The organism is Acaryochloris marina MBIC11017 (assembly GCF_000018105.1).
GTDB classification, from domain to species: domain Bacteria; phylum Cyanobacteriota; class Cyanobacteriia; order Thermosynechococcales; family Thermosynechococcaceae; genus Acaryochloris; species Acaryochloris marina.
In genome coordinates this window covers 3,926,379-3,951,539 of record NC_009925.1, presented here as the reverse complement: position 1 = coordinate 3,951,539, position 25,161 = coordinate 3,926,379, and the positions used below count along the sequence as shown (strand labels likewise).

The window sequence follows — 25,161 nt, the reverse complement described above, 5'->3', positions numbered from 1 at the left end:
ATACGCCAACCCCTAGGGCAAACGTTTCAGTAAATTCAAGCGTTTAGTGACCTCTTTGTAGACCTCAGTCCGGCCTTTCTGTTGGGCCAAACTGGCACTTTTTTCCAGATCCACCCGTCCTTCATTTCTCTTACCACTCAGAGCCAGAACCGTGCCACGACTCATATAAAACAAGGCATTTCCAGGAGATAGATTGATCGCCTTGGTCAAATCTTGCAGTCCACCTGAAATATCTCGGATACTGGCCCGTGCCAGACCTCGGGCGCTATAGGCAAAGGCTGCATAGGGGGAATTGGCATCCAGCTTTAAGGCTTGATTGGCATCCGCGATGGCCATCTGCCACTGCCGCTGATCGGCTAGTAGATTGGCACGCAGGATATAAGGCATCGCATTCTGAGGATCTAACCTCAGGGCTTGGTTAATATCGGCTGTTGCCCCTGCGCCATCTTGCAAGACAAACTTGAGATAGGCTCTGATGGTATACGCATCGCTTAAGTTCGGGTTTAAGCGAATCGCCTCATTGATATCCTGTTGTGCCGCCAAGACTAGATCGCGATTCTTCCTAGATCGGCCCTCCATAAAGCTCCAACCAATCGAAGCCATGCGAGCATCCGCCCTTAATCGATAGGCATCCGCTGCCCTAGGATCCGTTTCAATCGCTTGGTTGAGAGCGCCCAGAGCGGCTTCATTATTGCCCTGATAGAGTTGATTCCCGCTTTGGGCAATCAAATCATCCACCTTTGAAGGTTTTGCCTCCGTACTCGGAGCTGTTGCTTGAGAGGTTGCAATCTGCAAATCCAGATTAAGTCCCGATTGAGGTGCTAAGGACAGAAACGTACTAATTGGAATGCCCAGGTTATAGCCAACCTTAACCACCACATCTGGATTGCGAGTGCTAGCTTGGCGATCCGTTTCGCCACGGCCATGAATGCCTACCAACGTTCCCTCTTCACTCAAGACTGGCCCTCCAGACATTCCTGGCAAGGTGTTGTTGGTATAAATTAATCCATAACCGTCATCTTGCTGCACCTGGGAATTGGCAGAAATAATCCCCTGCTGAAATAACAGCGTGGGTTGCGTGATCGCTGTTCCCGTCAACGGCCACCCGGCGACATAGGTGGTCATGCCCCGCTGGGATTGGCTGGAATCACCCAAATTGGCAATTTGATAGGGCTTATTACTATTGAACTGCACGACAGCAAGGTCAACGCCGGGCAGTTTTTTGACCTGTGCATAGCTCAATGAATGGCGCTGATTATCCGGCGTAATCACTTCGTACTCATCATCCGTTTCGACAACATGAGCTGCCGTCAGCACAAAGTAAGTCTTATCTCGCTTGGCAATCATCACGCCTGAACCTGGAGCTTGTCCATCAATCTTGACGCTAATTTGCTCAGCAATACTGGCAACCTGGGAAGCAGACAGCGCTAAAACAGCCTGCGATTGCACCACAATGACTGTTGCTGCCCCCACCAAAACCGATGGGATTCCATAGCCAAATTTCATCTATCCACTCCTCCTATCCAGCGGGACTCTCCAATCAAACTCCAATGTTCAAAACCTTTACCAGAAAACCCGGAGCTACCAAATATCATCTGGTTTAGGTTGAGAGGGCGCTAAGTTTTCAACGGGTTGGGGTTGAGAGGGTTTCCTGTTGTTAGAAGAGGCTGTCGGAGTCGCATCAATGGTCGGTCTGGAATTCAAAAATTCATCCATCTTGATATAGACACGCCGATTGGTCTCATTGAGGGGGTCATTGGATGCTCGTACCCGCAAATCCATTAACCTTTGCAGTGTTCTACCAGGGTTACTACCGGGTTTTAAGGTAAATAGCACCCCCGTACACCCCTTCTTGGGTGCAGGCGCAACGCAGACAATATTTTGTCGCGTTTTGCTATCCCACTTAGTTGTTAAGTAATTTAGTGACCCATCACGGTAGTATTGTTCAAACAAGCCCGATACTTTTTGACAACGGGCTTCTGGGGTCCAACCTGAATCGGCAAAATGTTCTGAAGTCCACCGAATCACAGCAACAAAGCCTTGTTTCGTTTTAGCCAGCGTTGTGGGCGTATTTTGGCTTTGGCCACAGCTAAATCGAGGTTCACTCGCTTGTGCTGGGGAGTGACTCACCCCCAAGGCTGCACCCACGACGACGGGCACTGTCAGCAAAGATATGATTGGGTAACGCTTCATAGTCAAGTCCAAGCTTAAATTACATCAAACGCTATATACCTAATAAACTCAATAAACTTGGATATAGCCATCTCTTCTTTAGAGATTACATTTCCTCAACAAAGACTCACTACCAACTTTATTGAGTTTATAAAGCCTAGACAATAAAATCAATTATTTTCATTTTTTGGAATTTCCAAAAAATTAATCATTATCAATTCAGTTTTCAAATCAGAAAATCTTTTAAGAATGAGCAAACTCACAACCCCATATAAATTTATTACCAGAAAGCATCAATCTTTTTGCGATCGCACCACAATACAAGACCAAATATAGCTCCGAGACAATCCAATTACTGGCATCTCAAACTCCTAAAATGTAGACTCTCGAGTCATTCTATTCACAGCTTAGAAAGAACCATCGATTACACCAACAGATGAGATTTACATTAATGGGACTATTGAAAGCCATCAGATGAAGTAGACCTAGTTTTGCAAAAAAAGTGGTTTACCCCTTAAATCTTCAATACGTTGGCGAAGTGATGAATGTCATAATACTGCCCATCTTTAAACACTTCCCGTTTGAGTACCCCTTCCAACTCATAGCCACATTTTTCCACTACTCTCATCGAAGCTTGATTCGGAGCCAAAATAGGCGCATAAAGCTTCTGCAATCTTAGGTCGGAAAAAGCATACTTAGTCATTTGGTGAACTGCTTGGGTCGCAATGCCTTTTCCCCAATAGGGTTCTCCTAACCAATAGCCAATTTCAGCGAGGTGGTCACGCCAACCTGTTTTACGAGTAATGCCGACACTACCCACAAATTGGCCGTTATATTCGATGACCTTAGTTATATCTCCTTCAGCCGTCACCCCTTCAGCAATCCACCATTCTGCATCAGCTCGGGTATAGGGATAAGGAAAGGTGTAAACCAAAAAACGCGAAACCAATTTGTTGTTAGCTAGTGCTACCAACGCCTCAATATCTGAATTGGCATAATCTCGAAGGGTAAGCATAGAGGACGCGATCGCACATCGCTACGTCCTCAAATTATAGTCGCTGCTCAATTACTTCTTTTCAGTCGCAGTCAACACTGGATTGTTTTCTAGAACGTCCATGTGGCGATGGTTCCAGTCTACATCCTGTAGGATCACCTGACTTAAATCTACTTGCCTAAGAATAGTGCCGGTTAAAATGGCCCCACTTAGATCAGCACCGGTTAAATCAGCACCAGTTAAGTCAGCACCACTGAGGTTTGCACCACTGAGGTTAATGCCAGTCAGGTCAGCATAGCGAAGATCCGCTCCTGCCAGATTTGCCCCTGGACAATTGGCTGCTCGTAGATTCGCAACCCTGAGATCTGCTTTTGCCAGTAGAGCTTGCCTTAAGTTAGCTCGTGTTAAAGTTGCTCGAATTAGCTTGGATTGACTTAAGTTAGCCACTTCTAAACAGGCATCCATAAAGTCTGTACGCCACAGTAGTCCCTGGGATAAATTCGCGCCTCTGAGGTTACTCCCGCGGAATTGGGTCAGGCTCATATTGACCCGAGCTAGGTTTGCCTGTTCAAAATTAATACCATTTAGCAACAGTTCACACAGACTATCCCCGGTCAAAATTGTGGAGCTAAAGTCTCGGATACCGTTCGCATATTGTTCAATGAGGGAGTCGGAGTGAAGGTCAACTAGCATGGCTTTACAGTCTAACAACGAGGCCTGGATAGAATCCCCCATCCAAGGCAGACCCCCACCTACTTGCAGATGAGGATCTAATCAATTGGATCAGTTGTTAGACACCCGTCACGATTTGGATGAAGTTGAGGTTTGTGGCTAGTTCTAAAAGCAGGATGGACATGAAACCCACCATGGCTAGGCGTCCACTGATTCGCTCAGCATTCTTGTTGAAACCAAATACGGGCTCTTCCTGAGCGGAGGTCTTAGGCTCAACCGCAAAGCTGTTAACGTAACCGCGATCGTCTGAAGTGAATCCTTTAGTCATGGGAAGTGCTCCGTAAATACTTGATTTGCTTATGTAAATAAATGTAACACAAGCATTATGAAATGTAAAGAAATCAATGTCATCAACAGATTTTGGCAGGAGTCTTATCGCATTAGATCCTTTACAAGGAAAGATTTTTAGCGATCAAGAAATTAAATTAATTTTGTAACGAGTCATGACAAGCCACCCTGCTGAAAGCGGTAATGAGTCCATTGTCACTGCTGTCTTTGATGGTCCAACCCGTTAAGCCAGATCAAGCGAGTCACCAAACTCGACTACCCCTTACAAAGCAACTCCCACATTCTGTAAGACAGTTATGGGTCCAATCTGCTTCAAATGCTCTAACTCTTGTAAATTGCGTACCAATAAAGATCCAGCAAACCCTAACGAGTTGATGGCAACGCCTTCGAAACTAGGTTGCGATCGCAGCACCATCAGCATCCAGTCTCTCGTGACTAGCAGGTTATAAGCACCGGTCGCTTCGGTAGTATCCGATTGCCATGGCAAACCAATAGCATCTAAGAGTTGGTAATAGGTATCTAGTAACACCAGTGCTAGGTCCTGCGGAGTGTCTGTCCAGTCTAGAGACAGGGGTGCGATCCCATGTACAAACGGCAACGCTGGACTTTGACTTATACCTTGTAAATCCGCTGCAGTGATGACAGGTGAAATCGGTAAATCAGAGCGATCGGGGAAAAACGGTAACGGCACCATCTGCAGATGCTTATGGGGTTGACTCGCCCCTGCCGCCCACCCGCCGTTATAAAACGCCAACCCTTCCATTTCACTCAAGACAATGGCTAACGCCAAACAATCGGCGGCATCAAGCCACGTATCTTGGCTGACAAATTCCCGTGTCACCATCAACAGATGATTATCCACCACATTGAACTTGTTCAATAAGACTAGATGTTGATCCGATAGATCAGATACGAATAGATCTGCTTCGTAAGGAAGGAAGGGATTAAAGTTTTTGGGTTTGGGGGTTTTGAGGGCTTTCGTCTTGCGGGCCAAGTTAGAGACAATCCGCACCATAAACTCCAGCTCTCCATCGATCACTGGCTCATAGTGGGTGGCAATTGACTGTAGAGCCCCACACTTCTTAGCCTCCTGGGTTCGATGAATCAGGCGCGTTCGAAGCGTACCGGGAATCAGTTGCTGGACATTAGTCATGGGCATAAAGTAGTCCAAAGTTCAGTCATAGAAACAGACCTACCCTTTGCAAATATTGGGTTTAGGCTAAAGATCGAGCACCTTAGGTAATTAGGCATAGGCAACTCATTATCAACAAGCTAAACTAATGTAAACTAATTAATTTCTTAACTTTAATAATTAAGCTCATGCTTAAGCTTTCTGAGCTAGATAGTCCACGCATGGCGATCACCGCAGTGCAAACACCTGTTACCCGCCCTGAAGAAAAACAGGCACAAAAAACGGTTCGGAAACCCTATCCGAATTTCAAGGTGATTGTGGTCAATGATGATGTCAATACGTTTGAGCATGTGGCTAAAACATTAATGACCTATATTCCCCATATGACGTCTGACAAGGCTTGGGAATTAACCAATCAAATTCATTTCGAAGGCCAGGCCATTGTTTGGGTCGGTCCTCAAGAACAAGCTGAACTCTATCATATGCAGCTCCAGCGAGCGGGTTTAACCATGGCTCCCTTGGAGGCCGCTTAAGGGATGTCTGGCAATAAAGGCCGATTAGTGCTGAATCACTCTACCCATATTCCCGGCTTGCTTGAGATTTTAGGAAAATTGATTCACTATCCAGGCATTCAAACCGTTACCCCCGGCGTGATTAGCCGAGTCAAGGGCCACGCCCCCCACTTGAAGCTGCGAATTTCGGTTCCCATTCGGGGCGGCTTTAAAGTCTTGGCTCGTTCAGGCAAGACAGTGCAAGAAGTTTTTATTGTCACAACATTGAGTTCAGACGAGTTGGTCAACACCATTACCCAAATTTAGGCTTAAGTAGCCATTAAACCTTTCTCATCCAGTGCTGAAGACGCATCAACCTTGTGCATAATTTAGCAACAATGGTCTGATAGCTTTAGTGGTGTATTCCAATGATGTTTGAGTCTCAATGACTAGGATCAAGCTCATCCCGGCTGCTTTAAGAGATCTGAAACAATCTTCAATTGAGCAGTTTTTTGATGATATTCCGACCATCTTGGCAGGAATGCAGGCAGACCATAAGCGAGCGGGTCCTAATGCACTAGATACCAAATCTTTACAAGGCCGCTATAAAACCCTATCTAGGACCAAAATCCCTGGTCATTCAGCCCGAATTATTTGGAAAAGGGATGCCTACGATAAGACGGTCATTGGTATTGATGCACGGGACGACCATACTTACTCCCAGGACTATGATCAGCGTCAATATTGTCCTTGTTACGTTTGGCACGGCGAGACAGGTAATGATTGGCGAGCCTGGGTCTATGATGCCGGGTATAAATATTCACCCGTCTTAACGCCTGAGCAGGAGCAGGTGGGCCATGACCTCTTAGCCCAGCACAACACTGAGTTTTCTGCGCGACTGATTCAAAGCCCGCCAGGTACAGGCAAAAGTATTACGGCAACAGGCTGGGCCAGTAAGTATTATCGACAAGGTTGGCAGGTCTCGTTAATCGTGCCTTCGCTGCTCATGGAAGAGATTGAACGATATCTGCAGCAACAAGATGAGGGGCTCCACGGACTCCAACCGATGACTTTCGCGACCTGGTTAGGTCAGCTTTACCCTGACTTAAAAGATTGTTTAGCGTCTCCAGACCAGGAGCGGGAGGCTTTTTATGCCGCAGCCAAACAAAGCCATCACCTGAAGACATTGGGAGCGATCTCATATCGAGATATTCTGCTTTATCAAGCCTACATCTTGGATCACGACACAAAGAATTTACGTAAAAGTGCGCAGTTTCATAGCAACCAACAGCGCCTTCAACTCCTGAGAAAGATTAAGCCTGACCATTGGAGACGCCAATTAGGCAACCAATTGTCTCGCTTTGATGTGGCTCAACGGCTCGCTCATCAACCACCACCGATCGCAAAAAATACCTTAATCATTATTGATGAAGCCCAAGACTATCTGCTGGCAGAACTCAAAGCCGTGATTGCCCTATGCCAATCCTGGCAAACTCATCATCCCTACCGAGTCCATTTGTGGCTGCTGGGCGATTTAAATCAGCGGATTCAGCCCGTTGACTTTGAGTGGGGACAGCTAGAATTGGACAAATCTATCCAACCCTTTCGGTCTAACTATCGAAATTCGGGTCACATCTTGCAATTTGCCAATCCCTTTCTCTCGATTACGAAACACGGTGACCCAGGGAAACGGACGATTACAGCCGCAGTTGCCCAACCTGAAGATGCCCTAGAAGTGGGTGACCCCGTCCGACTGCTCGTGTGTGAGTCGCAGGCAGACATCATGGGCTTCTTCCAGCGCTTGGTGCAATGCTCTCCCTTGCAAGAGAACTCGCAGCATCGATATTTAAGGGTGGAGTTAGCGCAACAAGTCAAAGTGTTGAGATCGCACCTGAATGATCTGCTCTATCCCACCACTCGGGCCTTAGAATTCCTAGATGTCAGCCAAGCTAAAGGTCGAGAATTTGAAGGCTGTATCGCTTTACCGACCTTTACATCGACAGATATTCCCACCTCCGAACAAGCCTACCAGTGGTATACCCTCTTAACCCGAACGCGGGCACGGCTCTTGGTCCTGGCCACTCGCCTGGAAGTCGACGAGATGACTAGGCTTGTTCCCGATGCATTGGTCCACTGTGACCAGATTCCGTTAGAGGACGCTGCAGCGGTTGACCAAACGATTCAATGGATTATAGAAGCTGTGGGCGGTACCGATGCGGTTGAGCGGGCAACCGAGATCCGCCATCGTTTACTGACGAGTTTGACAACCGATCCACTCCATCTATATGCCGATACCTATGCACTCTTGCAAGCGGCTAAGATTGACCACAATGATTGGGAGCAAGCGGCATTACAACGGCTTCAAGACCGTTTCGATATCTTGAGCAATCCTATGATTTTACACCATGCACAGGGTGAAGAGCTGGAAGTATCATTACGGTGTTTACTCTTCCGAGCCATGTACCGCTCCTGGGACGCGGTCGCCACAGCCCAGTCGCTTCAACAGACGGATGCAGCAGAGTATCAACGTTTAGGCCATCAGATTGCGGAGGACCTAGACCATCAAGGCTTAATCTATGAGGCCCTACGCGTGCGCAAACAGTTTGACCTGGATATTTTGGAGGATGTCCCTTTCCCTGAACTATTGGATCAGTCTGGTGATCTGCTGATTCTTTTGGGAGAAGCGCTACAAACCCGTTTAGCTGACGTTATTGACCATCTCACGCTATGAATGATTTAGAAACGCTCCAAGGACTGGAGAAATTAGAACTATTGATTCACACTGGCATCGAGCGCGGCGAACATCTCGTCCAACAAGCCTGTCGTGTGGATGAAGTCAAACAACTGCTCCAGGCCATGCAGCAACAGCAGGCAAGCCTCACAGCCGCCACTGAGCAAGCCGAACTCTTATCCGCTCAGGTGCTCGACCTGGAGACAACGATGGCGTTGCTCCACAACAATCGGCAGACCCTAGAACAGCAATATCACACCCTAGCAAGGCAAGTAGAGACTTGCAGCCAAAGCATCCAAGCGGTCTCGACACAAATCGCGGGGATAGATCAAGCCACACAGCAGCATGAAAGCATCATGCAAGTATTAACTCAGCTCAAACAACAGGTGCAGCAAGACAAACAAGCGAGGTCTGATCAGGACCAGAACATCCAACAGTTGCAAATAGACATGGCTCATCTGCGTCAAACGTCCGATACGCAAAATAGCCATTGGCAACAACAACAGTCTGAACAGATCCAACTCGTCCATACCTTAGAAGCGCAGCTCACCCGTCAGGGCGATCAACTTGCCCGCTTGGTCACCCAAATAGAAGCGTTCAAATATGAAGCAGTAGAATATAGACTCGAATCCCTCGAAACGCTCTCGCCCAATATTGCTCAGCTCAAGTCACAGATTCAAGCCGTTGAACATCGCTTGCGACAAGACATGGAGGCTAGCCAAAAACGTTTGGCCCAACGATATCGAATTTTAGTAGTGGTCAGCGTCATCGCAATCGCTGGCTTGGTCTTATGGGGGCAATGGTATTTCAGGCGAACTGATAAGCGATCATCCTCTCCCTCTCAATCCCTGATCTCAAAGCGGCCGGTAGCATGTCATGCTCATCCTGGAGATATTGTGTGAGGAGGCTAAAGCGAGATGCTAAGTTGTTTGGGGCAAACCCCTTAAATGTCATGGTCTGGGAACGCCACTGATCAATTCCAAGAAGGCAAAGCTCTATTTAAAGTTGGGCCAGCATTTTTTCGCCCCAGCAGTCGACCCGCCCGCGATTTAGGCATATTGGCGGCGGCTGTCTATCGCCAAAAAATAGGTCACCTAACAGTTTTAGATGTGATGACCGGATGTGGGGTGCGATCGCAACGCTATGCCCTAGAAAGTGGTGCCGATTGGATTTGGGCTAACGATGCGAACCCTGACATGGCAACTGTCTTAACCGATAATTTAAGCCAACTGCCCCCGCAGCGGTATCAGCTTTCGTATCATTCAGCCGCACAGCTCTTTCCTAAATGCCCAGAACAGTTTGATTTCATTGACTTGGACAGTTTTGGCTTGCCTACCCCTTTTCTGCAAGGCTGTCTACAAACCGTTAAAGCAGGTGGACTCCTTTATATCACGGGCACGGATAGCCGCACCTTAGCGGGACACAACCCCAAGCATAGCCAGCGCTTACTGGGAGCATGGGCACGAACGCATCCTGCTGCCCATGAACAAGGCTTACGGCTATTGTTAGGGAGTTGCTGGCAACAAGCTCAAATCCTAGGACAAGATATTCAGCCCATTTTCTCTTATTTTCAAGGCCAAATTTATCGGGTACTCATCCAGGTCACCGCATCCCAATCCCAACATGGCCTGGGATTTATCGGCTATTGTCACCACTGCGGTCACTATCAAACCGTCGCTTGGGACCAGCTCAGCCGAGCCACCTGCCCCCACCAAGGTCCACCGTTAACCCTCAGCGGTCCTATGTGGCTAGGGCCATTGCATCATCCCACCTGGCTCACTTCTATGCAGACGCTTGCCCAGGAATGGGGCTGGTCCGATCGAGTGCAACTCTTACAGGTGATGCAAGATGAAGCCCTGATGCCGCCTTATTTTTACTCCGTTGCAGACATTGGACGGTGGGGAAAAATGGATATACCAAAACGCGATCGCATCATTGCACAACTCCACAAGCAAGGCTATCAGGCCAGCCTCACCCACATTAATCCCCAAGCCTTCAAAACGGATGCGCCGTTTCATGACTGTCTAACTATTGCTGCAGATATGTGAACAGCATTAACGTTCTACTATCGGCTCAGTCGAGCGGGACCAACCCACTCATTCCAAGAACTGCTGTAGCCATCGTAAGTAATAAAGTAACGGTTCCCGCTGACGTCCAATACACGTCCGGGGTACCATTTCCCTTTCCACAAAATCTGCACCGATTGTCCCACTCGATAAGCCGCATTAGAGGAGGCAGGAGCATAAGGACGAAAACGGTTCGGACCGACCCACTCATCCCAAGAACTGCTATAGCCGTCATAGGTGATGTAGCATTGTCGACCACTCGTATCTAGAACCTGAGCTGGATACCATTTCCCCTTCCATAACACTTCACCCCTTTGTCCAACCACACACTTAGCTCTGGCCTCAGCACTCAGGGTCAAACCACTAAACCAAGTGGCCGTTAGCAACAGTAAAAATGAAATAGATTTTTTCATAGTCATAACATTCATGGTCATACCTACCTCTAGGGTGCCCATGGAGACAAATGACCCAGCGTTTTTTCCACTTGAAGCATGTCTCATATCATGCATCTGCCATTACATCCTCCCTACCAGGGGAGGGGCTGACCATCTCGGAAAAATCCACCGGTGGGACCATCATCCGGTAGCATCGCAGCCCAAACAATTGCAGCGGCCCCCTCAGGAACCGGTCTCGCCCCCATCTCTTCTGTTCCTGGATAAGTCGCAGTGAAATTCGGGCAAACTGCATTAACTAAAATTCCCGTCTCTAGTAGGGAGCGGCTGAGCTTAACAGTTAGCGCATTCAAAGCAGCTTTCGATATCCCATAGGCTGGCAATCCCCCGCCCTGCTCCTGCAGACCTCTGGGGCCAGCAAACGACCCTGCTCCACTAGAAACATTCACAATGCGGCCATGCTGACTCTTCTTTAGCAGCGGTAAGCAGGCCTGGGTCATGCGCCAAGCGCCAAACAGGTTCGTATTCAAAGTATTCTGAACATCATTCAAATCAGCCGCTAGGGTTTGCTGCTGAAAATCAAAATTTATGCCTGCATTGTTAATCAGAATATCTAAATGAGGGAGATTGCCTTCTAGGTCATGCACCAACTGGGCCACGCTCTGGTCATCCGCAACATCTACGAATTTGAGCATCACTTCAAGCCCTTCTTGCTGGAGCTGTTGGGCTGCTTGTTCTCCCTTCTGCCGATCACGAGCCGTGAGAATGACGCTAACACCTTGCTGGGCCAATTGCCGACAAACCTCTAGCCCCAATCCACGGTTGGCCCCCGTCACTAGGGCAATCTTGCTATTCTCATCTAGCATAGAAATCTCCTATTAGGTATATACAGAGTTGATGAGGTTAAAACCAGCCGATATCGATCCCTCTCGGCCCAATATCGATAGCAATCTCTGATCAACGCTTTGTTTGCGAAAAAACCGCTGCATAATGCTCAACTATCGGGAATGGATCATAGTAATGGTGCAGCAACGTCTTCCACTGTTGATATTGAGGAGATTGGCGAAAGCCCTGCACATGATCCTCTAACGTTTGCCAGTGCACCAACAGCAAATAACGGGATGGTTGTTCAATACAGCGCTGCAGCTCATGCCCCAGATAACCCGGCATGGCAGCGATAATATGTTGGGCCTGTTGAAAGTCTGCCTGAAACTGGTCTGCTTGACCAGGAATGACATCCAGGATTGCAACTTCTAGAATCATAAATCGAGATTGGGTATCATTCCGATCCAGGCTGAGTCCAAAAATGCGTGGCGGCGGGAGGATTCACGATCTTGCGAGCCTCTTCTGTCGGATTGAGATAAATAGAAGACTGGCGAAACGGTTGATCCTGGCTAGAAAACTTGCTAAGGCGGCGTGAAACCCGATCGGGTATGCCATAGCCTTGTTCAATATGGCCTTTCCCAGCGATGACAACCACCAGTTGATCAGGCTGTTGACGAACGGTTTGGGCTATTTTTTCAGCCATGGTTTCATCCCAAAGAACTTGGGCTGAAAAAAACCGTTCAAATCCTTCTTCAGACGCGGGACCGTGATGAAATTGCTCATAAATGGTTGTGAGTTTTTGACGATAGGCCGTATTGCTCAGGTCTATATCGGCCAAAGGCGGGATAAAGGTATAGTCTTCCGGGGTGAGGCTTTCCAACCCCTGCCGACCCACTTTTTTCGTAATCTCAGTGGGCGTATTTAACGCGATGACCGGAAGTTGATGCTGCTTAGCAAACCGCAAAATGGGTGCATAGAATTCCCAGTCAAATCCCCAGCGTTGCCGATACTCTGTTTCTTTTTGCAGCTGCGCCTCCGTGATCTCTCCTGCTAGATAACGATTGATGGGCTCTTGGAAGGGACGCTGAAACATTTCCATAGCGATGGCCAATTTGGGTTGTCGTTCAAATAACCCTCGAATAATCGCTAACTGGGCTTTGTGGTCCGCCACACTGTTGTGGGTTTCCCCTAAATAGACCACTTGCACTTTAGATAACTGGTCTAAAAGGTTTTTTTGCTCAACACTCACCGCTGACGAAGCGCTAATTAATTGCCAGCCAATCGTCGGGAGTGCACAGGCCAAGAATAGTCCTAATCCTAAAGACCACAAGTAAGATGGACGAATTCGGCGCATAGGAACATCTCTACAGGTACTAGGTACAAGATGACATAAACCCACCCAAAGATGGTGAGTACCCGTGCGAAAAATAGCAATCGGCCGGCCAAACAAAACCCCCTCTTCATATGAAAAGGGGGAAAACTATGAACTAGTTATTTGGAAAGACTTACCACTTATCAGCTTGATCTAAAACGTATGCAGCAACGTTCTCGATATCAGCAGGGGAAAGGCTAGCACCAAATGCAGGCATACCACCTTTACCGTTGGTGACCTGATTGATAATGGCATCAGCAGAGTCCATACCATTAGCGGACAAAGCATCCGCTTTTAGAGTCTTGTCAGCCTGGACAACATTGTTACCACCAGCATGGCAAGCAGCACAATTGGCATTGAAGACACCAGCGCCAGCACCCGCATCAGCGGCTAAAACAGGGCTGCTGATGGCAAAGGTCAGGATAGCAAGTGCAGTTAAGGCAATAGATAGAAGTTTTTTCAACGTGTTTCTCCTCTCAATTCATATTGGCAGCAAGGCTACCAAACTTATTAACGCCAGACACCAAATGATGAATATATACGGTGCTTATTTATGGCAAATGCGATGACTCGCATCATTATTTTAGGATCGTCCCTGCAACTTTAGAACCCCAAACGGAGAGTTCATAGGATTACAAGTCTTTCCTTAACGGCATCGATATTGCACTAATCCTTTGATTAAAGCAATTCTAAGGACAAATACCTTAAGTAAAATCTATGCCATCAGCAACATCTTCAGTACCCCAACCTCTAGCTACTTCAGCAGCTCTGAGAATAAAGGCTTCTAGATTTGCCAATTCTTTATCGGGCAGCCAAGTATCCGGGACCTGGCGGCACCAAAAGCTAACATCGCTACCATCATAAATGGTTGGCTCTCGTTGAAATTCAATGAGATTAGCAACGTTATCCCGAGAAGGGGTTGCCCCCTGCAAATTCTTCATTGACAAAGATTGCACAGGATTAGGCAATGTCGCTCCACCTACATGGCAATTCTTACAGTTATCGTCAAATAACCGTTTCCCATCTGATAGCTCTTCTGGAGAAAACAATTGGGTCTCTCCAGAAGCGTCCATCACGATAGGGACAGGTTCTGTCACCTTGAGATACCGAACAATATAGTCCTCAATATCTCCAGCTTGGGCGATGGAACTGTTGGGGAAAACTCCCAAACAAACCCAAAGAACTGCAAGAAAACAACATTTGAGCCACGATTTCAGCATTTGATGCCCGCCTCGAATATGAACTTTATAAAGATAACGTCGTTCATACTGGTCAACAACCAATGGACACTTAACGGTTGGCTTTACCGCCACCCCACTGATCACCGATCACTGAAGGCTGGATGAGAATATGACCTGCGATGTCGAATAGATCCTCATCAGACAGGTTTCTCATTAGAGGGAAGACATCCGTACTTTGAGTACTAGGATGCACTTCAGAAATGGTGTCAAAACCATCGTAGGTTGTGGGATTGTTCATGTAATCCACAAGACCTTCAACGTTGTCACGTCGGGGGTTAGCGCCAGCCAAGCTAGCTGAAGACAAGTTGATACTGGGGTTAGTTTTTGTATCACCACCAATGTGGCAGTTTGCACAGGCAAAGTTGAATAAGCGCTGGCCCTCTTTCGCTTGCTGAGTGGATAGAGTAACGGTACTCCCCTCATTTAACGCAACTGTTCGAGTCGCATCATCTAATTCAGCAGCAGTTGCAGTACTGGTTAATACTTGAAAAGCAAAAAATACTGTAGCCACCGCCAGCAACATGTATCTTTTCAGCATAGTTCTCCTTTCAATTTCGTTTAATTATCAGGCTCTCAACACAGTTAAATCCACTCTACAGAACTGGGTACTCTATCTAAACCTGCCCGTTGCTGGTGACAGTGATCAAGTCCACAGAAATGAGAAGAGGAAAAGGCATGAATAAAGCAGTAAAAGAGTTTTAGGCTTAATTGAATTAAAACCTGAGTCGTCACCTATTGGTTTGATCTTAGGTATTTTCTTGGTTAGCCAAAATTTCTAAAATAAGTGCTTTGACATCCTCCAGGGCTAAACGGGTGTGGGGCGCTTTATAAGCGACACCCAAACGATCGCATAATGTACAAACCTCTTCGATAGAGAGATGATAGTCCTCTGCTATTTCCGAGATTGACAGGTCTGCAAACCCCATAATCATTAACGTACTGATTTTATTAAGGTTGACCCATCTAATATCATGCCATTGAGGCGTCCCTTTCCCAAATCCAGATTCCATAAATTGGTCAAATCTGGAATGGAAGAGGATCAAGGTTCAGCCCCCTATCCCCTATTCAACGGCAGCGGCAACTGGAACAGCGGCAGGTGAAACATCTGAGGCCATCGGCATTTGAGCATGAATGCGAATCAGCTGGGCTAAGGTTCGCTTTAACTCTGGTCTCGGGACAATGGCATCCACAAATCCATGACTGAGTAAATATTCTGCCGTTTGGAAATCATCCGGTAGTTTTTCTCGCAGGGTTTGTTCGACTACCCGGCGACCGGCAAAGCCGATAGTTGCTTTGGGTTCAGCCAAAATCATATCCCCCAGCATCGCAAAGCTCGCGGTCACCCCACCAGTGGTGGGGTGGGTGAGGACGGGGATATAGAGTAAACGGTTGGTTCTGTGCTGATCTAGCGCGGCAGAGGTTTTCGCCATTTGCATTAGGCTCAGCATCCCTTCTTGCATGCGAGCACCACCGGACGCACAAACGATCACTAAAGGAAGACGGTTTTGCGTGGCATGCTCGATCAAACGGGTCAGTTTCTCGCCAACGACGGACCCCATACTGCCTCCCATAAACCGGAAGTCCATGACACCCAAGGCGAGAGGCAGACCATCAAGTTCACCCACCCCTGTTTGGACAGCGTCCTGGAGACCAGTTTTGCTTTGGTATTCCTGAATGCGATCGCAATAGGCTTTGCGATCTCGAAACTGGAGAGGGTCACAGGCAACTAAGTTATTGTCCATCGCCACCCAGGTCTCTGCATCAATCAGCTGCGCAATCCGCTCATCACTGGTGACGCGCAAATGGTGGCCACATTCTAGGCACACCATTTGATTGGCCCGTAAATCTTTGGTGTAGGTTAGAGCACCACACGACTCACACTTCGACCACAAGCCATCAGAGATTTCTCGTTCTGGCTGTGCTTTGGTCACAGGATGAGATTTTCGTCGATTTGCAAACCAATCAAATAAAGACATGGAAACGCTTGATTCCTCTCAAAAATGAATTCAGCACCTGCAAGACCGCAGCAATTGAGGCATAAGTTTACCGTTATCCTCACCCATTTGAGATGCCCAACAAAGTCTCCCCCGCTTTGCCTAGGAACGAATACAGTGTAACCTTGCCCGTTAGTAAGGCTGGCAGTGAAGGAATAACGCATCCTCCACTATGGCCGAATTGCTCGTGGGTTTTGTAATGAAATTATTAATTAATCATAAACTTTGTCGCTGGCACTTGGCGTCTTAAATATTTTGTCATTTGTAAAGTTTTTGGGAATCGCAGAAATTCGGTGACAAATGTTACGACATTTCTGGGCACTCTAAGCGTATACGGAGCGCGTCTTTTATTCCAAATCACGATCAGCTGGACAAGCACCTTTGCCATCTGCTTGGGCTGGATTTTATATAACTTCTAGGGATCCCTATTGCGATCTCTTCATTCTTCATGAAAGTTATTAAGATTGGGCCTTTCAAGGACATGGGACGTGTACAAAGGCTTCGCTATGCTGAGCCCACCTGGATTAAACGCTTGAGTCACCCAACATCCTAAAACTGTCATGATTTCTAAGTCTCATCAAAATTGGTTTCCCGTTTGGCAATATCTCAATCAGCCCTTATTCCATTCGGACATTAAACTGGTTCTCAATCCAGGCCGTTTTTGGCAACAATATCGGATTGAGTATTTGAACCGATGTTGGATGAGACAGTGTTTACCCAATCATGATCCCCAACGCTAGCGCCATAAAGGGTGGACTTTTGAGCGTTTTCGCCTGGGCCTCATCCAGAGTTTTTGAGTTTTAGATACAGTGAATGCACACTAGCGGCGCTAGTGTGCATTTATCTTGAGCAAGCCTAGTTGGTAAAAAAGCTTAAGTTCTAACGTTGATGATTTGGACTCACCTGTGGCATTGTTTGGGTCTGTCACGGTTTGCTCAAAGGAAGCAGTGATAAGATAAGAGGTGATTCATCGATATCCCGACCGACTTACCGGGCATTAATATCTCCGCGTTGGAATTGCTCGGATATATTGACGTTAGCCTAGCCTTTTCTTAAGGGTAGAAATCGTTCGATTCGCTACCTAAACACTGTCATCAACTGCCTATTTCCTCATGGTCAATGCTCCCCCTAAACAACCGACTCCGCCTAAACTTTCCAAATTGGAAGGGATTAAAGAGCGCAGTCATCATCTACGCCATCCGTTAATTGCAGAACTCCAGACGGATGCGAGAAATTTGCCAGAAGAAGCCATTCAAATCCTCAAATTTCATGGCTCCTATCAGCAAGATAATCGTGATAATCGAGCGAAAGGGCAGGAAAAAGACTATCAGTTTATGCTGCGGACTCGCAGTCCCGGTGGATTTATCCCAGCACAGCTTTACGAAGCCCTGGATGAACTCAGCGAGACCTACGGCAACCACACCCTGCGAGCCACCACCCGCCAAGGGTTCCAGATTCACGGAATTGTCAAGCAGAACCTAAAAACGGTCATGGCCGCCATCATTCACAGCATGGGGTCTACCCTAGGAGCCTGTGGAGATTTGAACCGCAATGTGATGGCCCCGCCAGCCCCCTATGTTAATCGTCCCGACTATGTCTATGCCCAAGAGTATGCCAATCGGATTGCCGATTTACTCACCCCCCAAACCGGCGCTTACTACGAGATTTGGTTGGATGGGGAAAAATTCTTATCCGCAGAAGAGCATCCTGAGGTCAAAGCGGCTCGCCAGCGCAATACCAACGGCACTAACCTAGACGATGACGAAGAGCCAATCTACGGGCAATATTACATGCCCCGGAAGTTCAAGATTGCCGTTACTGTCCCAGGCGATAACTCCATTGATCTCTACACCCAGGATGTGGGTCTAGTGGTTATCCTGGATGACCAGGACGAATTGCAAGGATTTAACGTATTTGTCGGGGGTGGCATGGGCCGCACCCACAAGAAAGAAGAGACTTTTGCTCGCATTGCCGATCCACTGGGCTTTGTGGCCAAAGAGGATGTCTATGACCTAGTCAAAGCCATTGTGGCCACCCAACGAGATTATGGTGACCGTCAACAGCGTCGCCATGCCCGCATGAAATACCTGGTGAATGACTGGGGTATTGATAAGTTTCGCAGCGTTGTTGAGCAGTATTTTGGTAAGTCTGTTGCGCCCAGTCGCCCCTTGCCTGAGTTTAAGTATGAAGATTACTTAGGCTGGCATGAACAGGGGGATGGTCAGCTCTTCTTGGGCATTTCTATTGAGAATGGCCGGGTCTTTGACAATGGCAAGCTGCAGCTGAAGTCTGCCCTACGCCAAATTACGAAGCAGTACCATCTGCCCATGCGGCTGACGGCTAATCACAATCTGATTATTTATAATATTCAGCCCAGTGACAAAGCGGCGATTCAAGGCATTTTGAACAATGCAGGGGTGCTAGCAGAGACGGAGATTGATCCGCTGGTGCGCTATGCAATGGCCTGTCCAGCGTTGCCCACTTGCGGACTAGCCATTGCAGAATCAGAACGCGCCATTCCCGGCATTATTGATCGCATCCGCGCGCTGCTCAATAAGCTGGATTTGAAAGAAGAGCATTTTGTCATCCGGATGACGGGCTGTCCAAATGGCTGTGCTCGTCCCTATATGGCTGAGCTGGGATTTGTAGGGATAAAGCCAACGTCCTATCAGCTCTGGTTAGGGGGAAGCTCCAATCAGACTCGGCTCGCTAGAACCTTTCTGGAAGTGATGCCCATTGACGAACTGGAAGCGACCCTAGAGCCGCTCTTGGTGTTCTTTAAGCAAAAGGGCAAAACCGCTGAAAGCTTTGGTGATTTTTGCGATCGCATTGGCTTCGACGCCCTGCGGCAATATAGCGACACCTATGATCCGGCGACCCAAACGGGCAAAATCGCCAGCGGTAAAGCGCGAGTCCGCCATCGGGTTAACCTGCGGGAAGATGTCTATAGCCGTCTGAAAGAGACCGCCAGTGCCCAGGGCAAAACCCTGACTGAAGTCGCGTCTGATGCCATTGATACCTATTTAAAAAATCAATCTCAGACCTAAATTGCACCTAATTTTAGGTGTAATAAAGCCATGGTGAAGATTGTCGTCATCGGCGGTGGGGCGGCTGGTTTCTGGGGGGCGATTGCCTGTGCAGAAGCCTATTCCCAAACTCGGATCACGATTTTGGAAGCCAGTGGTCAACTGCTCTCTAAAGTGCGAATTTCCGGGGGTGGGCGCTGCAATGTTACCCATGCTTGTTTTGAACCCTCTGAACTAGTGGGCAATTATCCGCGCGGGTCTAAAGCCTTACGAGGTGCATTTAGTCGGTTTCAGCCCCAGGATACGGTGCAGTGGTTCCGAGCCCACGGAGTTTCCTTAAAAACGGAAGCCGATGGCCGCATGTTTCCCAAAACCAATGATTCGGAAACCATTATTGCCTGTCTGCAACGAACGGCTCAAAACTTAGGGATTCAGGTGCGGACGGGGATGTCCGTTACTCATATCAAGCATGAAGGGCAATTTACAGTTGGGTGTAAATCTGGGGAGAAGCTGAGGTGCGATCGCATTCTTTTAGCCACGGGCAGTCATCCCCTCGGCTATCGCCTCGCCCAACAGCTCGGCCATACCCTCGTATCGCCAGTACCGTCCCTATTTACCTTCAAAATCAAAGATCCGAGATTGCAAGGCTTAGCCGGTATCGCGGTTGATCCAGTGCAGTTGCGGTTAACGGTGAATGATCAAAAGTTTGATCAGCAGGGGCCGCTCTTGGTCACCCATTGGGGACTGAGTGGTCCTGCAGTCCTCAAACTCTCGGCTTGGGGAGCACGGGCCTTTCATCAACATCGATATCAGGGAGAATTGACGGTCAATTGGGTGCCCCATTCCTCCTATGAAGACCTGCGTCAGCAGTTGGGGCAAACCCGAACTGCCGTTGCCAAGCGTGCGATCGCAAACCACTGCCCCGTCGACTTACCCCAGCGCCTCTGGCAAAAACTGATTGCTGCAGCAGGGATTTCTCCCCAACAGCGCTGGGCAGATCTATCCAAAACCCATTTGCGATCGCTGCTGCAAGAACTAACCCAAGGTAAGTTTCATGTCTTAGGGAAAGGAGTCTTCAAAGACGAGTTTGTTACCTGCGGCGGCGTCGACCTTAAACAAATCAACTTCAAAACCATGGAAAGTCGCTGCTGTCCCGGACTCTATTTTGCTGGCGAAGTGATCGACATTGATGGCATTACCGGTGGATTTAACTTTCAAAACGCCTGGACGACAGCCTGGTTAGCGGCCCAGGCCATGGGGCAACCTGAGTAGAGCGACTGGGAACCGCTTTACCCAGAGGAAAAAACCACTCAAAGGACGGTTCTGTGGTTTCATACATCAATGGAGACTATCTCTAACACCTTGTGCAGATGTGGTCGCCCCTGGCGATCCGTCGGGACCTATTTTTCATCGACAGGAGACTTTTAATTTTGGGTGTTGAATTACGTAGCTATGTTTACTTAGATAGCCTCCAACCACAGCATGCTGCCTATATGGGCAAGGTGGCCGTTGGTTTTTTACCTTTACCAGGGGATACCTCTCTATGGCTAGAGATTTCCCCTGGGATTGAGATTAACCGGATCATGGACGTCGCTCTGAAAGCGGCAGTGGTCCGCCCCGGTGTACAGATGGTGGAACGCTTATACGGGGTTCTGGAAGTGCATGCGAGTAGCCAAGCTGAAACCCAAACGGCAGGCCGAGCCATGTTAGAAGCGCTAGGGGTCAAACAAAATGAACGATTAAGCCCCCAAGTCGTCTCTAGTCAGATTATTCGCAATATTGATCCACACCACGCGCAGCTGATTAATCGCAACAGCCGAGGCAATATGTTGCTCGCGGGTCAAGCCCTCTATGTGATGGAGGTTCAGCCCGCGGCCTATGCCTCCCTCGCAGCCAACGAAGCCGAAAAAGCCGCGTTGATCAATATTTTACAAATCACCTCTGTGGGCAGTTTTGGCCGATTATACTTGGGGGGAGCTGAGCGAGATATCAAAACTGCAGCGGCGGCTGTGGTAGATGCCCTTGAGCATGTGCCTGGACGAGAGCCTCTGGGCGGCAAGCGCAATGAATAGCTGAGATGAGCAAGTACAAGTCTGCCATGGCAGGGGAACACCTAGCCCTTTTATATCGTGGCCCTGAAGTTTGGAATCAGTGGCGACAGGATAATAGCCATAAATCTCCGAATCTCGCAGGCTGTAACCTAGGGCAAATGGATTTACAGGCCTTCGACCTCAGCCATACAGATCTGACGGCTGCCAATTTACGGAAAGCCAACTTAATCGGCGTCAACTTAAGCAATAGTTTTTTGTGTGGTGCCAACTTAATCGAAGCTCAGCTGACAGGGATTCAAGGCGTTGCCATTAATCTCCACCATGCTCAGGTGCATGGGGCTGATCTCAGAGATGCCAATTTAATTGGCGGAGATTTAGGCGAGGCGGTGTTGTTAGACGCTGAACTCAGCCGAGCCAACTTAGTAGGGTGTAGCTTAAAACATGCAGATATTCGGCGAGCAGAACTAGAAGCCGCCCAACTGCACAGAGCAGATTTAAGTTTTGCGGAACTCGAAGCCGCCAACCTGATTCAGGCAGACCTCAGTCAGGCAAATTTAAGCTATGCGACCTTAACTGGGGCGTATTTATACGGAGCCGATCTGAGTCGCGCCAATCTGCGAGCTGCCCACTGTAGCCAAGCCTATCTCGTTCGGGCGAATTTTACGGATATCAATGCCGAAGCGGCTGATCTGGCCTGGTGTAATTTGAGCAAGGTAAATTTTGCCGGAGCTAATTTACGACGGACCAATTTACGAGGAGCGCGACTGCATCGTGCTCAGTTTTATCAAACCTGCTTAGAAGGAGCAGTCTGGGACTTAGCTAGTTTAGAGCAGGCCAGAGGATTCCCCAGCCTCAGCTGCTAGTTTCCTTGAGTGTGTAGCAGATTCATCAGCTGTTGCGCTTCTTCCTGCCAAAAGTGACCTTGAGATTTACAGGGAATAGACAGCAAAATCCGATCAAAGGCATGGACAGAATCACAGGGAACGGAAAGAAGCACCTCTGCAGGCTGTTCGCAGGTATCTAAAACAAAAGGACCACTCTGGAAGGTTCGGTGCCCAACCGTTTTGGATGCTATCGCCTCAAAGGAGTAGTGATTCAGAATGTAAGTGGCATCAGTATAAGTCAACCAAGGACAAGCCATACCCCGACGTTTTTTTAGGGTTTTGGATGTCGGGGGGGATGGGGGAGCAGTCCTGGCTCGTTTGTGAGGCGTTGGGCAAGGCCGAGCTTGATGGGCTTTTAAGTAGGCGTAGGCTTGATTAAATTCTTTGAGTTTGGCTTCTGCTTTTTTATATAGGCGAGGATTATGCACAAATCGATCAGGATGCCACACCATCACTAAATCCTGATAGGCTTCCCGAACTTCATCAAAGGTCGCGTTTTTATTGAGGGATAAGGTTTGCAGATATGCCTCGCCAACATGCATGGCAGACTCACTTTCCCTAGAAAGTTTACAAACATCTTAATGAGGCTCAAACCTGGAAAGCAATGCAATAGCCGTTACTTTCTGCTACAGAATGCAACAAAGTCCTAAGGAACATTGCAAAGACATCTAGAAGTCACCTTGATCCCTCCCCTTTTGTTACGCAGACAAGCGCTCAGTATAAGCAGTAGTTTGCCAAGTAGCGAGGGTATCTACCAAGGGACGTGCCGGTCCAAAGTAATGGCCCTGGGCGAAGTCAATATGAAAATCATTGAGCAGATCTAGAATGGCCCGCGATTCCACATACTCTGCAATGGTCTGCAGACCCATAATTTTCGAAACATGATGAATGGCTTCCACCACGCCTTTAGACATATCGTCATCGACCACACCTCGAATAAAAGAGCCATCGATTTTGACAAAGTCAGCGGGAATCTTTTTCAAATGGGTAAACGATGACAAGCCGCTGCCAAAATCATCTAAAGCGACTTTACACCCCATATCTTTCAAGGCTTTGGTGAGTTGAGCAGCGGCTTCAATATTTTTCAGGGCAACCGTTTCAGAAACTTCAAAGCAGAACTGCTCGGGTCTTAAATTATGCCGAGCCAGTTGTTCTGCAATAAAAGAGGCAATTTCCATATTTTTGAATGTTGCCCCGGATAAATTCACGAAAAATATCGCTTCTTGCAACATTAAGGAATTAATTTCGCCTAAGTCTGCAAATAAATGCTTGATTACCCACCGATCAATACGGGGCATAAAATCATACTGCTCAGCCACGGGAAAAAACATACCAGGGGAACACACAATACCCGGCTGATCACATAAACGCAGCAGAATTTCAAAGCAAGGTTCAGAGGTATTCGCCTGCAACGCTTGAATGGGCTGGGCATATAATTCAAACTGATTATGCTCAAGGGCATCCCGTAATCGGCTCACCCACTGCAAGGTTTGTCGAGACTGAAGATTAACGGCGCAATCTGCATAGTGCACTTGCATGCGATCTCGCCCTCCTTCTTTCGCCGTATACATGGCTCGATCGGCAGCTTCAATCAACAAAGAAGGGGCAATCGCCTCATCCGGCACTTGACAAGCAACGCCCAAACTAAGGGTGATGCGGTTACTAATCGGCGAGGTAGAATGGGGCAGGTTAAGATTATGAACCGCCCCACGGATGGCTTCCGCTACATGGGTTGCCCCGCTGATATCCGTATTGGGCAGCACAACGACAAACTCTTCTCCACCATACCGAGCAACACAGTCTGCCGGACGCTTAGCAACTTTGGCAATCGTTTGAGCAATTTTCTCCAGGCACAAATCACCAGCTTGATGGCCATAGGTATCGTTGTAGGCTTTGAAATGGTCAACATCACACATAATTAAAGACAAAGGTTTTTCCTCGCGGAGTAAGCGATTCCACTCCGTTAGAAACACCTCATCGAATCGTCGCCGATTATAGACACGGGTCAAACTGTCGACGGCAGCCAACCTTTCCAGCTCTAGGTTAGCCACAGCTAGCTGATCCGATAGCGCTTTTAAGGCCAGATTCTTATATTCAAGCTCCAGGCGCTGATGCTGGCGCTCCATTGCATATTGAATCGCGCGGGTCAGAACCGTACTGTCAAATCGTCCTTTGACGAGAAAATCCTGGGCACCTTGTTGCATTGCCTCTAAGGCAATCCGCTCATCACTATTACCACTTAGAATAATCAAAGGGATATTTGGAAAAGCTTCATGGATTTTCCGAAATGTTTCCAGTCCTTGAGCATCAGATAGAGATAAATCCAGCAACACCAAATCAATTTTGGACTGTTCTCTCAGGGTATCCAAACCAGCATGCAAGGTTGGACAATGGTTGAGCATGATGGAGCTTTGTTTTTCTTTCCCCAATAATCGCGTTACGATTTCGACATCTTGAATATCATCCTCAATCATCAAGATCTCGGTATTACTGACTGGAATAACTTGTGAGCCAAATGCGTGCATGTACCTGGAATCCCCCGTATGAGCTAGAGGCTGAACCTCTCTATCAGCCGCACCTTGTGTTGGGTACGGCTGATGATTTATTTGCTGATCCCCCCATAAATACCCAGCCATTTCTGTAGGTCAAATAAATGATGTAAATACTACTTTTCTACTCAGAAAAGAAATCATTCTTGTATTCCCCCCAATATTGCCCAGTTCTTGTCCAAACTTGGTCATTCTTCCTATGGATGTAGAGTCATATGAAT

The 25,161-nt window shown here is 47.9% G+C and carries 27 protein-coding genes; 10 read left to right on the top strand and 17 right to left on the bottom strand.

Annotated features, from left to right (window positions below):
• Positions 1 to 12 precede the first annotated feature (12 nt).
• The 6 genes from AM1_RS17695 to AM1_RS17670 all read right to left on the bottom strand — a co-directional run bounded on the left by AM1_RS17695 (position 13) and on the right by AM1_RS17670 (position 5,345).
• Complete coding sequence (locus AM1_RS17695) at positions 13 to 1,506, bottom strand: S1 family peptidase (protein ID WP_012164251.1); 1,494 nt, start codon at positions 1,504 to 1,506, stop codon at positions 13 to 15.
• A gap of 75 nt (positions 1,507 to 1,581) precedes the next feature.
• A complete protein-coding gene (locus AM1_RS17690) occupies positions 1,582 to 2,160 on the bottom strand; it encodes a COP23 domain-containing protein (protein WP_238549291.1) in 579 nt (192 codons plus the stop codon).
• A gap of 526 nt (positions 2,161 to 2,686) precedes the next feature.
• Complete coding sequence (locus AM1_RS17685; RefSeq protein WP_012164249.1) at positions 2,687 to 3,187, bottom strand: GNAT family N-acetyltransferase; 501 nt, start codon at positions 3,185 to 3,187, stop codon at positions 2,687 to 2,689.
• A 51-nt stretch (positions 3,188 to 3,238) separates the two neighbouring features.
• Entirely contained in the window at positions 3,239 to 3,859 is a 621-nt protein-coding gene (locus AM1_RS17680) for a pentapeptide repeat-containing protein (protein WP_041660953.1), read from the bottom strand.
• Between the two features lie 97 nt (positions 3,860 to 3,956).
• A complete protein-coding gene (locus AM1_RS17675; protein WP_010472192.1) occupies positions 3,957 to 4,166 on the bottom strand; it encodes a chlorophyll a/b-binding protein in 210 nt (69 codons plus the stop codon).
• Between the two features lie 282 nt (positions 4,167 to 4,448).
• The gene (locus AM1_RS17670; protein WP_012164247.1) at positions 4,449 to 5,345 is read right to left on the bottom strand and encodes an ATP adenylyltransferase family protein; all 897 of its coding nucleotides are present in this window, start codon (positions 5,343 to 5,345) and stop codon (positions 4,449 to 4,451) included.
• A 194-nt stretch (positions 5,346 to 5,539) separates the two neighbouring features.
• Here AM1_RS17670 and clpS point away from each other — a divergent pair, with 194 nt between their 5' ends.
• The 5 genes from clpS to AM1_RS17645 all read left to right on the top strand — a co-directional run bounded on the left by clpS (position 5,540) and on the right by AM1_RS17645 (position 10,588).
• On the top strand, positions 5,540 to 5,851 hold the full coding sequence (gene clpS, locus AM1_RS17665) for an ATP-dependent Clp protease adapter ClpS (protein ID WP_010472195.1): 312 nt from the start codon (positions 5,540 to 5,542) through the stop codon (positions 5,849 to 5,851).
• Between the two features lie 3 nt (positions 5,852 to 5,854).
• A complete protein-coding gene (locus AM1_RS17660; RefSeq protein ID WP_012164245.1) occupies positions 5,855 to 6,136 on the top strand; it encodes a DUF2103 domain-containing protein in 282 nt (93 codons plus the stop codon).
• A gap of 118 nt (positions 6,137 to 6,254) precedes the next feature.
• On the top strand, positions 6,255 to 8,540 hold the full coding sequence (locus tag AM1_RS17655; protein WP_012164244.1) for a hypothetical protein: 2,286 nt from the start codon (positions 6,255 to 6,257) through the stop codon (positions 8,538 to 8,540).
• Complete coding sequence (locus AM1_RS17650; RefSeq protein ID WP_012164243.1) at positions 8,537 to 9,442, top strand: DUF3632 domain-containing protein; 906 nt, start codon at positions 8,537 to 8,539, stop codon at positions 9,440 to 9,442. The genes AM1_RS17655 and AM1_RS17650 overlap by 4 nt, the downstream gene beginning before the upstream one ends.
• Before the next feature lie 45 nt (positions 9,443 to 9,487).
• Positions 9,488 to 10,588 carry a class I SAM-dependent methyltransferase gene (locus tag AM1_RS17645; RefSeq protein ID WP_012164242.1) on the top strand — a complete coding sequence of 367 codons (1,101 nt, stop codon included), beginning with the start codon at positions 9,488 to 9,490 and terminating at the stop codon, positions 10,586 to 10,588.
• 17 nt (positions 10,589 to 10,605) lie between these two features.
• On the opposite strand, the gene AM1_RS17640 is transcribed toward AM1_RS17645, so the two are convergent.
• The 9 genes from AM1_RS17640 to accD all read right to left on the bottom strand — a co-directional run bounded on the left by AM1_RS17640 (position 10,606) and on the right by accD (position 16,412).
• Positions 10,606 to 11,019, bottom strand: a complete 414-nt coding sequence (locus AM1_RS17640) for an agenet domain-containing protein (RefSeq protein WP_238549004.1) — start codon at positions 11,017 to 11,019, stop codon at positions 10,606 to 10,608.
• Between the two features lie 113 nt (positions 11,020 to 11,132).
• The gene (locus AM1_RS17635) at positions 11,133 to 11,864 is read right to left on the bottom strand and encodes an SDR family NAD(P)-dependent oxidoreductase (protein WP_012164240.1); all 732 of its coding nucleotides are present in this window, start codon (positions 11,862 to 11,864) and stop codon (positions 11,133 to 11,135) included.
• Between the two features lie 91 nt (positions 11,865 to 11,955).
• Complete coding sequence (locus tag AM1_RS17630) at positions 11,956 to 12,261, bottom strand: antibiotic biosynthesis monooxygenase family protein (RefSeq protein ID WP_012164239.1); 306 nt, start codon at positions 12,259 to 12,261, stop codon at positions 11,956 to 11,958.
• 16 nt (positions 12,262 to 12,277) lie between these two features.
• Positions 12,278 to 13,177 (bottom strand): ChaN family lipoprotein, encoded by a 900-nt coding sequence (locus AM1_RS17625; RefSeq protein WP_012164238.1) that lies wholly within the window; start codon positions 13,175 to 13,177, stop codon positions 12,278 to 12,280.
• A gap of 151 nt (positions 13,178 to 13,328) precedes the next feature.
• Positions 13,329 to 13,658, bottom strand: coding sequence for a cytochrome c6 PetJ (gene petJ, locus AM1_RS17620; protein WP_012164237.1), 330 nt, complete (start codon positions 13,656 to 13,658; stop codon positions 13,329 to 13,331).
• Positions 13,659 to 13,899: 241 nt separating this feature from the next.
• A complete protein-coding gene (gene psbV2, locus AM1_RS17615; protein WP_083776725.1) occupies positions 13,900 to 14,478 on the bottom strand; it encodes a photosystem II cytochrome PsbV2 in 579 nt (192 codons plus the stop codon).
• Positions 14,479 to 14,485: 7 nt separating this feature from the next.
• The gene (psbV, locus tag AM1_RS17610) at positions 14,486 to 14,974 is read right to left on the bottom strand and encodes a photosystem II cytochrome c-550 (RefSeq protein WP_012164235.1); all 489 of its coding nucleotides are present in this window, start codon (positions 14,972 to 14,974) and stop codon (positions 14,486 to 14,488) included.
• Between the two features lie 208 nt (positions 14,975 to 15,182).
• The gene (locus AM1_RS17605; protein WP_236618922.1) at positions 15,183 to 15,446 is read right to left on the bottom strand and encodes a translation initiation factor IF-2; all 264 of its coding nucleotides are present in this window, start codon (positions 15,444 to 15,446) and stop codon (positions 15,183 to 15,185) included.
• 51 nt (positions 15,447 to 15,497) lie between these two features.
• The gene (gene accD, locus AM1_RS17600) at positions 15,498 to 16,412 is read right to left on the bottom strand and encodes an acetyl-CoA carboxylase, carboxyltransferase subunit beta (RefSeq protein ID WP_012164232.1); all 915 of its coding nucleotides are present in this window, start codon (positions 16,410 to 16,412) and stop codon (positions 15,498 to 15,500) included.
• 578 nt (positions 16,413 to 16,990) lie between these two features.
• Here accD and AM1_RS17595 point away from each other — a divergent pair.
• The 5 genes from AM1_RS17595 to AM1_RS17575 all read left to right on the top strand — a co-directional run bounded on the left by AM1_RS17595 (position 16,991) and on the right by AM1_RS17575 (position 22,370).
• Entirely contained in the window at positions 16,991 to 17,170 is a 180-nt protein-coding gene (locus tag AM1_RS17595) for a hypothetical protein (RefSeq protein WP_010472220.1), read from the top strand.
• 372 nt (positions 17,171 to 17,542) lie between these two features.
• Complete coding sequence (gene sir, locus AM1_RS17590) at positions 17,543 to 19,477, top strand: sulfite reductase, ferredoxin dependent (protein ID WP_012164231.1); 1,935 nt, start codon at positions 17,543 to 17,545, stop codon at positions 19,475 to 19,477.
• A 30-nt stretch (positions 19,478 to 19,507) separates the two neighbouring features.
• On the top strand, positions 19,508 to 20,728 hold the full coding sequence (locus AM1_RS17585) for a BaiN/RdsA family NAD(P)/FAD-dependent oxidoreductase (RefSeq protein WP_012164230.1): 1,221 nt from the start codon (positions 19,508 to 19,510) through the stop codon (positions 20,726 to 20,728).
• Between the two features lie 158 nt (positions 20,729 to 20,886).
• Positions 20,887 to 21,528, top strand: a complete 642-nt coding sequence (locus AM1_RS17580; RefSeq protein WP_012164229.1) for a hypothetical protein — start codon at positions 20,887 to 20,889, stop codon at positions 21,526 to 21,528.
• A gap of 5 nt (positions 21,529 to 21,533) precedes the next feature.
• Positions 21,534 to 22,370, top strand: coding sequence for a pentapeptide repeat-containing protein (locus tag AM1_RS17575; RefSeq protein WP_012164228.1), 837 nt, complete (start codon positions 21,534 to 21,536; stop codon positions 22,368 to 22,370).
• Here AM1_RS17575 and AM1_RS17570 read toward each other — a convergent pair.
• On the bottom strand, positions 22,367 to 22,933 hold the full coding sequence (locus AM1_RS17570) for a J domain-containing protein (RefSeq protein ID WP_012164227.1): 567 nt from the start codon (positions 22,931 to 22,933) through the stop codon (positions 22,367 to 22,369). The two genes, AM1_RS17575 and AM1_RS17570, sit on opposite strands and share 4 nt — an antisense overlap.
• 156 nt (positions 22,934 to 23,089) lie before the next feature.
• Positions 23,090 to 24,916, bottom strand: a complete 1,827-nt coding sequence (locus tag AM1_RS17565) for an EAL domain-containing response regulator (protein ID WP_012164226.1) — start codon at positions 24,914 to 24,916, stop codon at positions 23,090 to 23,092.
• Positions 24,917 to 25,161: the final 245 nt, after the last annotated feature.

Coding starts and splice junctions, on each gene's coding strand:
- AM1_RS17640 (WP_238549004.1), bottom strand. CDS start 11,019: ATGAAAAAATCTATTTCATTTTTACTGTTGCTAACGGCCACTTGGTTT.
- AM1_RS17650 (WP_012164243.1), top strand. CDS start 8,537: ATGAATGATTTAGAAACGCTCCAAGGACTGGAGAAATTAGAACTATTG.
- AM1_RS17625 (WP_012164238.1), bottom strand. CDS start 13,177: ATGCGCCGAATTCGTCCATCTTACTTGTGGTCTTTAGGATTAGGACTA.
- AM1_RS17655 (WP_012164244.1), top strand. CDS start 6,255: ATGACTAGGATCAAGCTCATCCCGGCTGCTTTAAGAGATCTGAAACAA.
- AM1_RS17570 (WP_012164227.1), bottom strand. CDS start 22,933: ATGCATGTTGGCGAGGCATATCTGCAAACCTTATCCCTCAATAAAAAC.
- AM1_RS17695 (WP_012164251.1), bottom strand. CDS start 1,506: ATGAAATTTGGCTATGGAATCCCATCGGTTTTGGTGGGGGCAGCAACA.
- clpS (WP_010472195.1), top strand. CDS start 5,540: ATGGCGATCACCGCAGTGCAAACACCTGTTACCCGCCCTGAAGAAAAA.
- AM1_RS17585 (WP_012164230.1), top strand. CDS start 19,508: ATGGTGAAGATTGTCGTCATCGGCGGTGGGGCGGCTGGTTTCTGGGGG.
- AM1_RS17685 (WP_012164249.1), bottom strand. CDS start 3,187: ATGCTTACCCTTCGAGATTATGCCAATTCAGATATTGAGGCGTTGGTA.
- AM1_RS17575 (WP_012164228.1), top strand. CDS start 21,534: ATGAGCAAGTACAAGTCTGCCATGGCAGGGGAACACCTAGCCCTTTTA.
- AM1_RS17635 (WP_012164240.1), bottom strand. CDS start 11,864: ATGCTAGATGAGAATAGCAAGATTGCCCTAGTGACGGGGGCCAACCGT.
- accD (WP_012164232.1), bottom strand. CDS start 16,412: ATGTCTTTATTTGATTGGTTTGCAAATCGACGAAAATCTCATCCTGTG.
- AM1_RS17565 (WP_012164226.1), bottom strand. CDS start 24,916: ATGCACGCATTTGGCTCACAAGTTATTCCAGTCAGTAATACCGAGATC.
- AM1_RS17660 (WP_012164245.1), top strand. CDS start 5,855: ATGTCTGGCAATAAAGGCCGATTAGTGCTGAATCACTCTACCCATATT.
- AM1_RS17605 (WP_236618922.1), bottom strand. CDS start 15,446: ATGGAATCTGGATTTGGGAAAGGGACGCCTCAATGGCATGATATTAGA.
- AM1_RS17630 (WP_012164239.1), bottom strand. CDS start 12,261: ATGATTCTAGAAGTTGCAATCCTGGATGTCATTCCTGGTCAAGCAGAC.
- AM1_RS17680 (WP_041660953.1), bottom strand. CDS start 3,859: ATGCTAGTTGACCTTCACTCCGACTCCCTCATTGAACAATATGCGAAC.
- AM1_RS17670 (WP_012164247.1), bottom strand. CDS start 5,345: ATGCCCATGACTAATGTCCAGCAACTGATTCCCGGTACGCTTCGAACG.
- sir (WP_012164231.1), top strand. CDS start 17,543: ATGGTCAATGCTCCCCCTAAACAACCGACTCCGCCTAAACTTTCCAAA.
- psbV (WP_012164235.1), bottom strand. CDS start 14,974: ATGCTGAAAAGATACATGTTGCTGGCGGTGGCTACAGTATTTTTTGCT.
- AM1_RS17645 (WP_012164242.1), top strand. CDS start 9,488: ATGTCATGGTCTGGGAACGCCACTGATCAATTCCAAGAAGGCAAAGCT.
- AM1_RS17675 (WP_010472192.1), bottom strand. CDS start 4,166: ATGACTAAAGGATTCACTTCAGACGATCGCGGTTACGTTAACAGCTTT.
- AM1_RS17595 (WP_010472220.1), top strand. CDS start 16,991: ATGATTTCTAAGTCTCATCAAAATTGGTTTCCCGTTTGGCAATATCTC.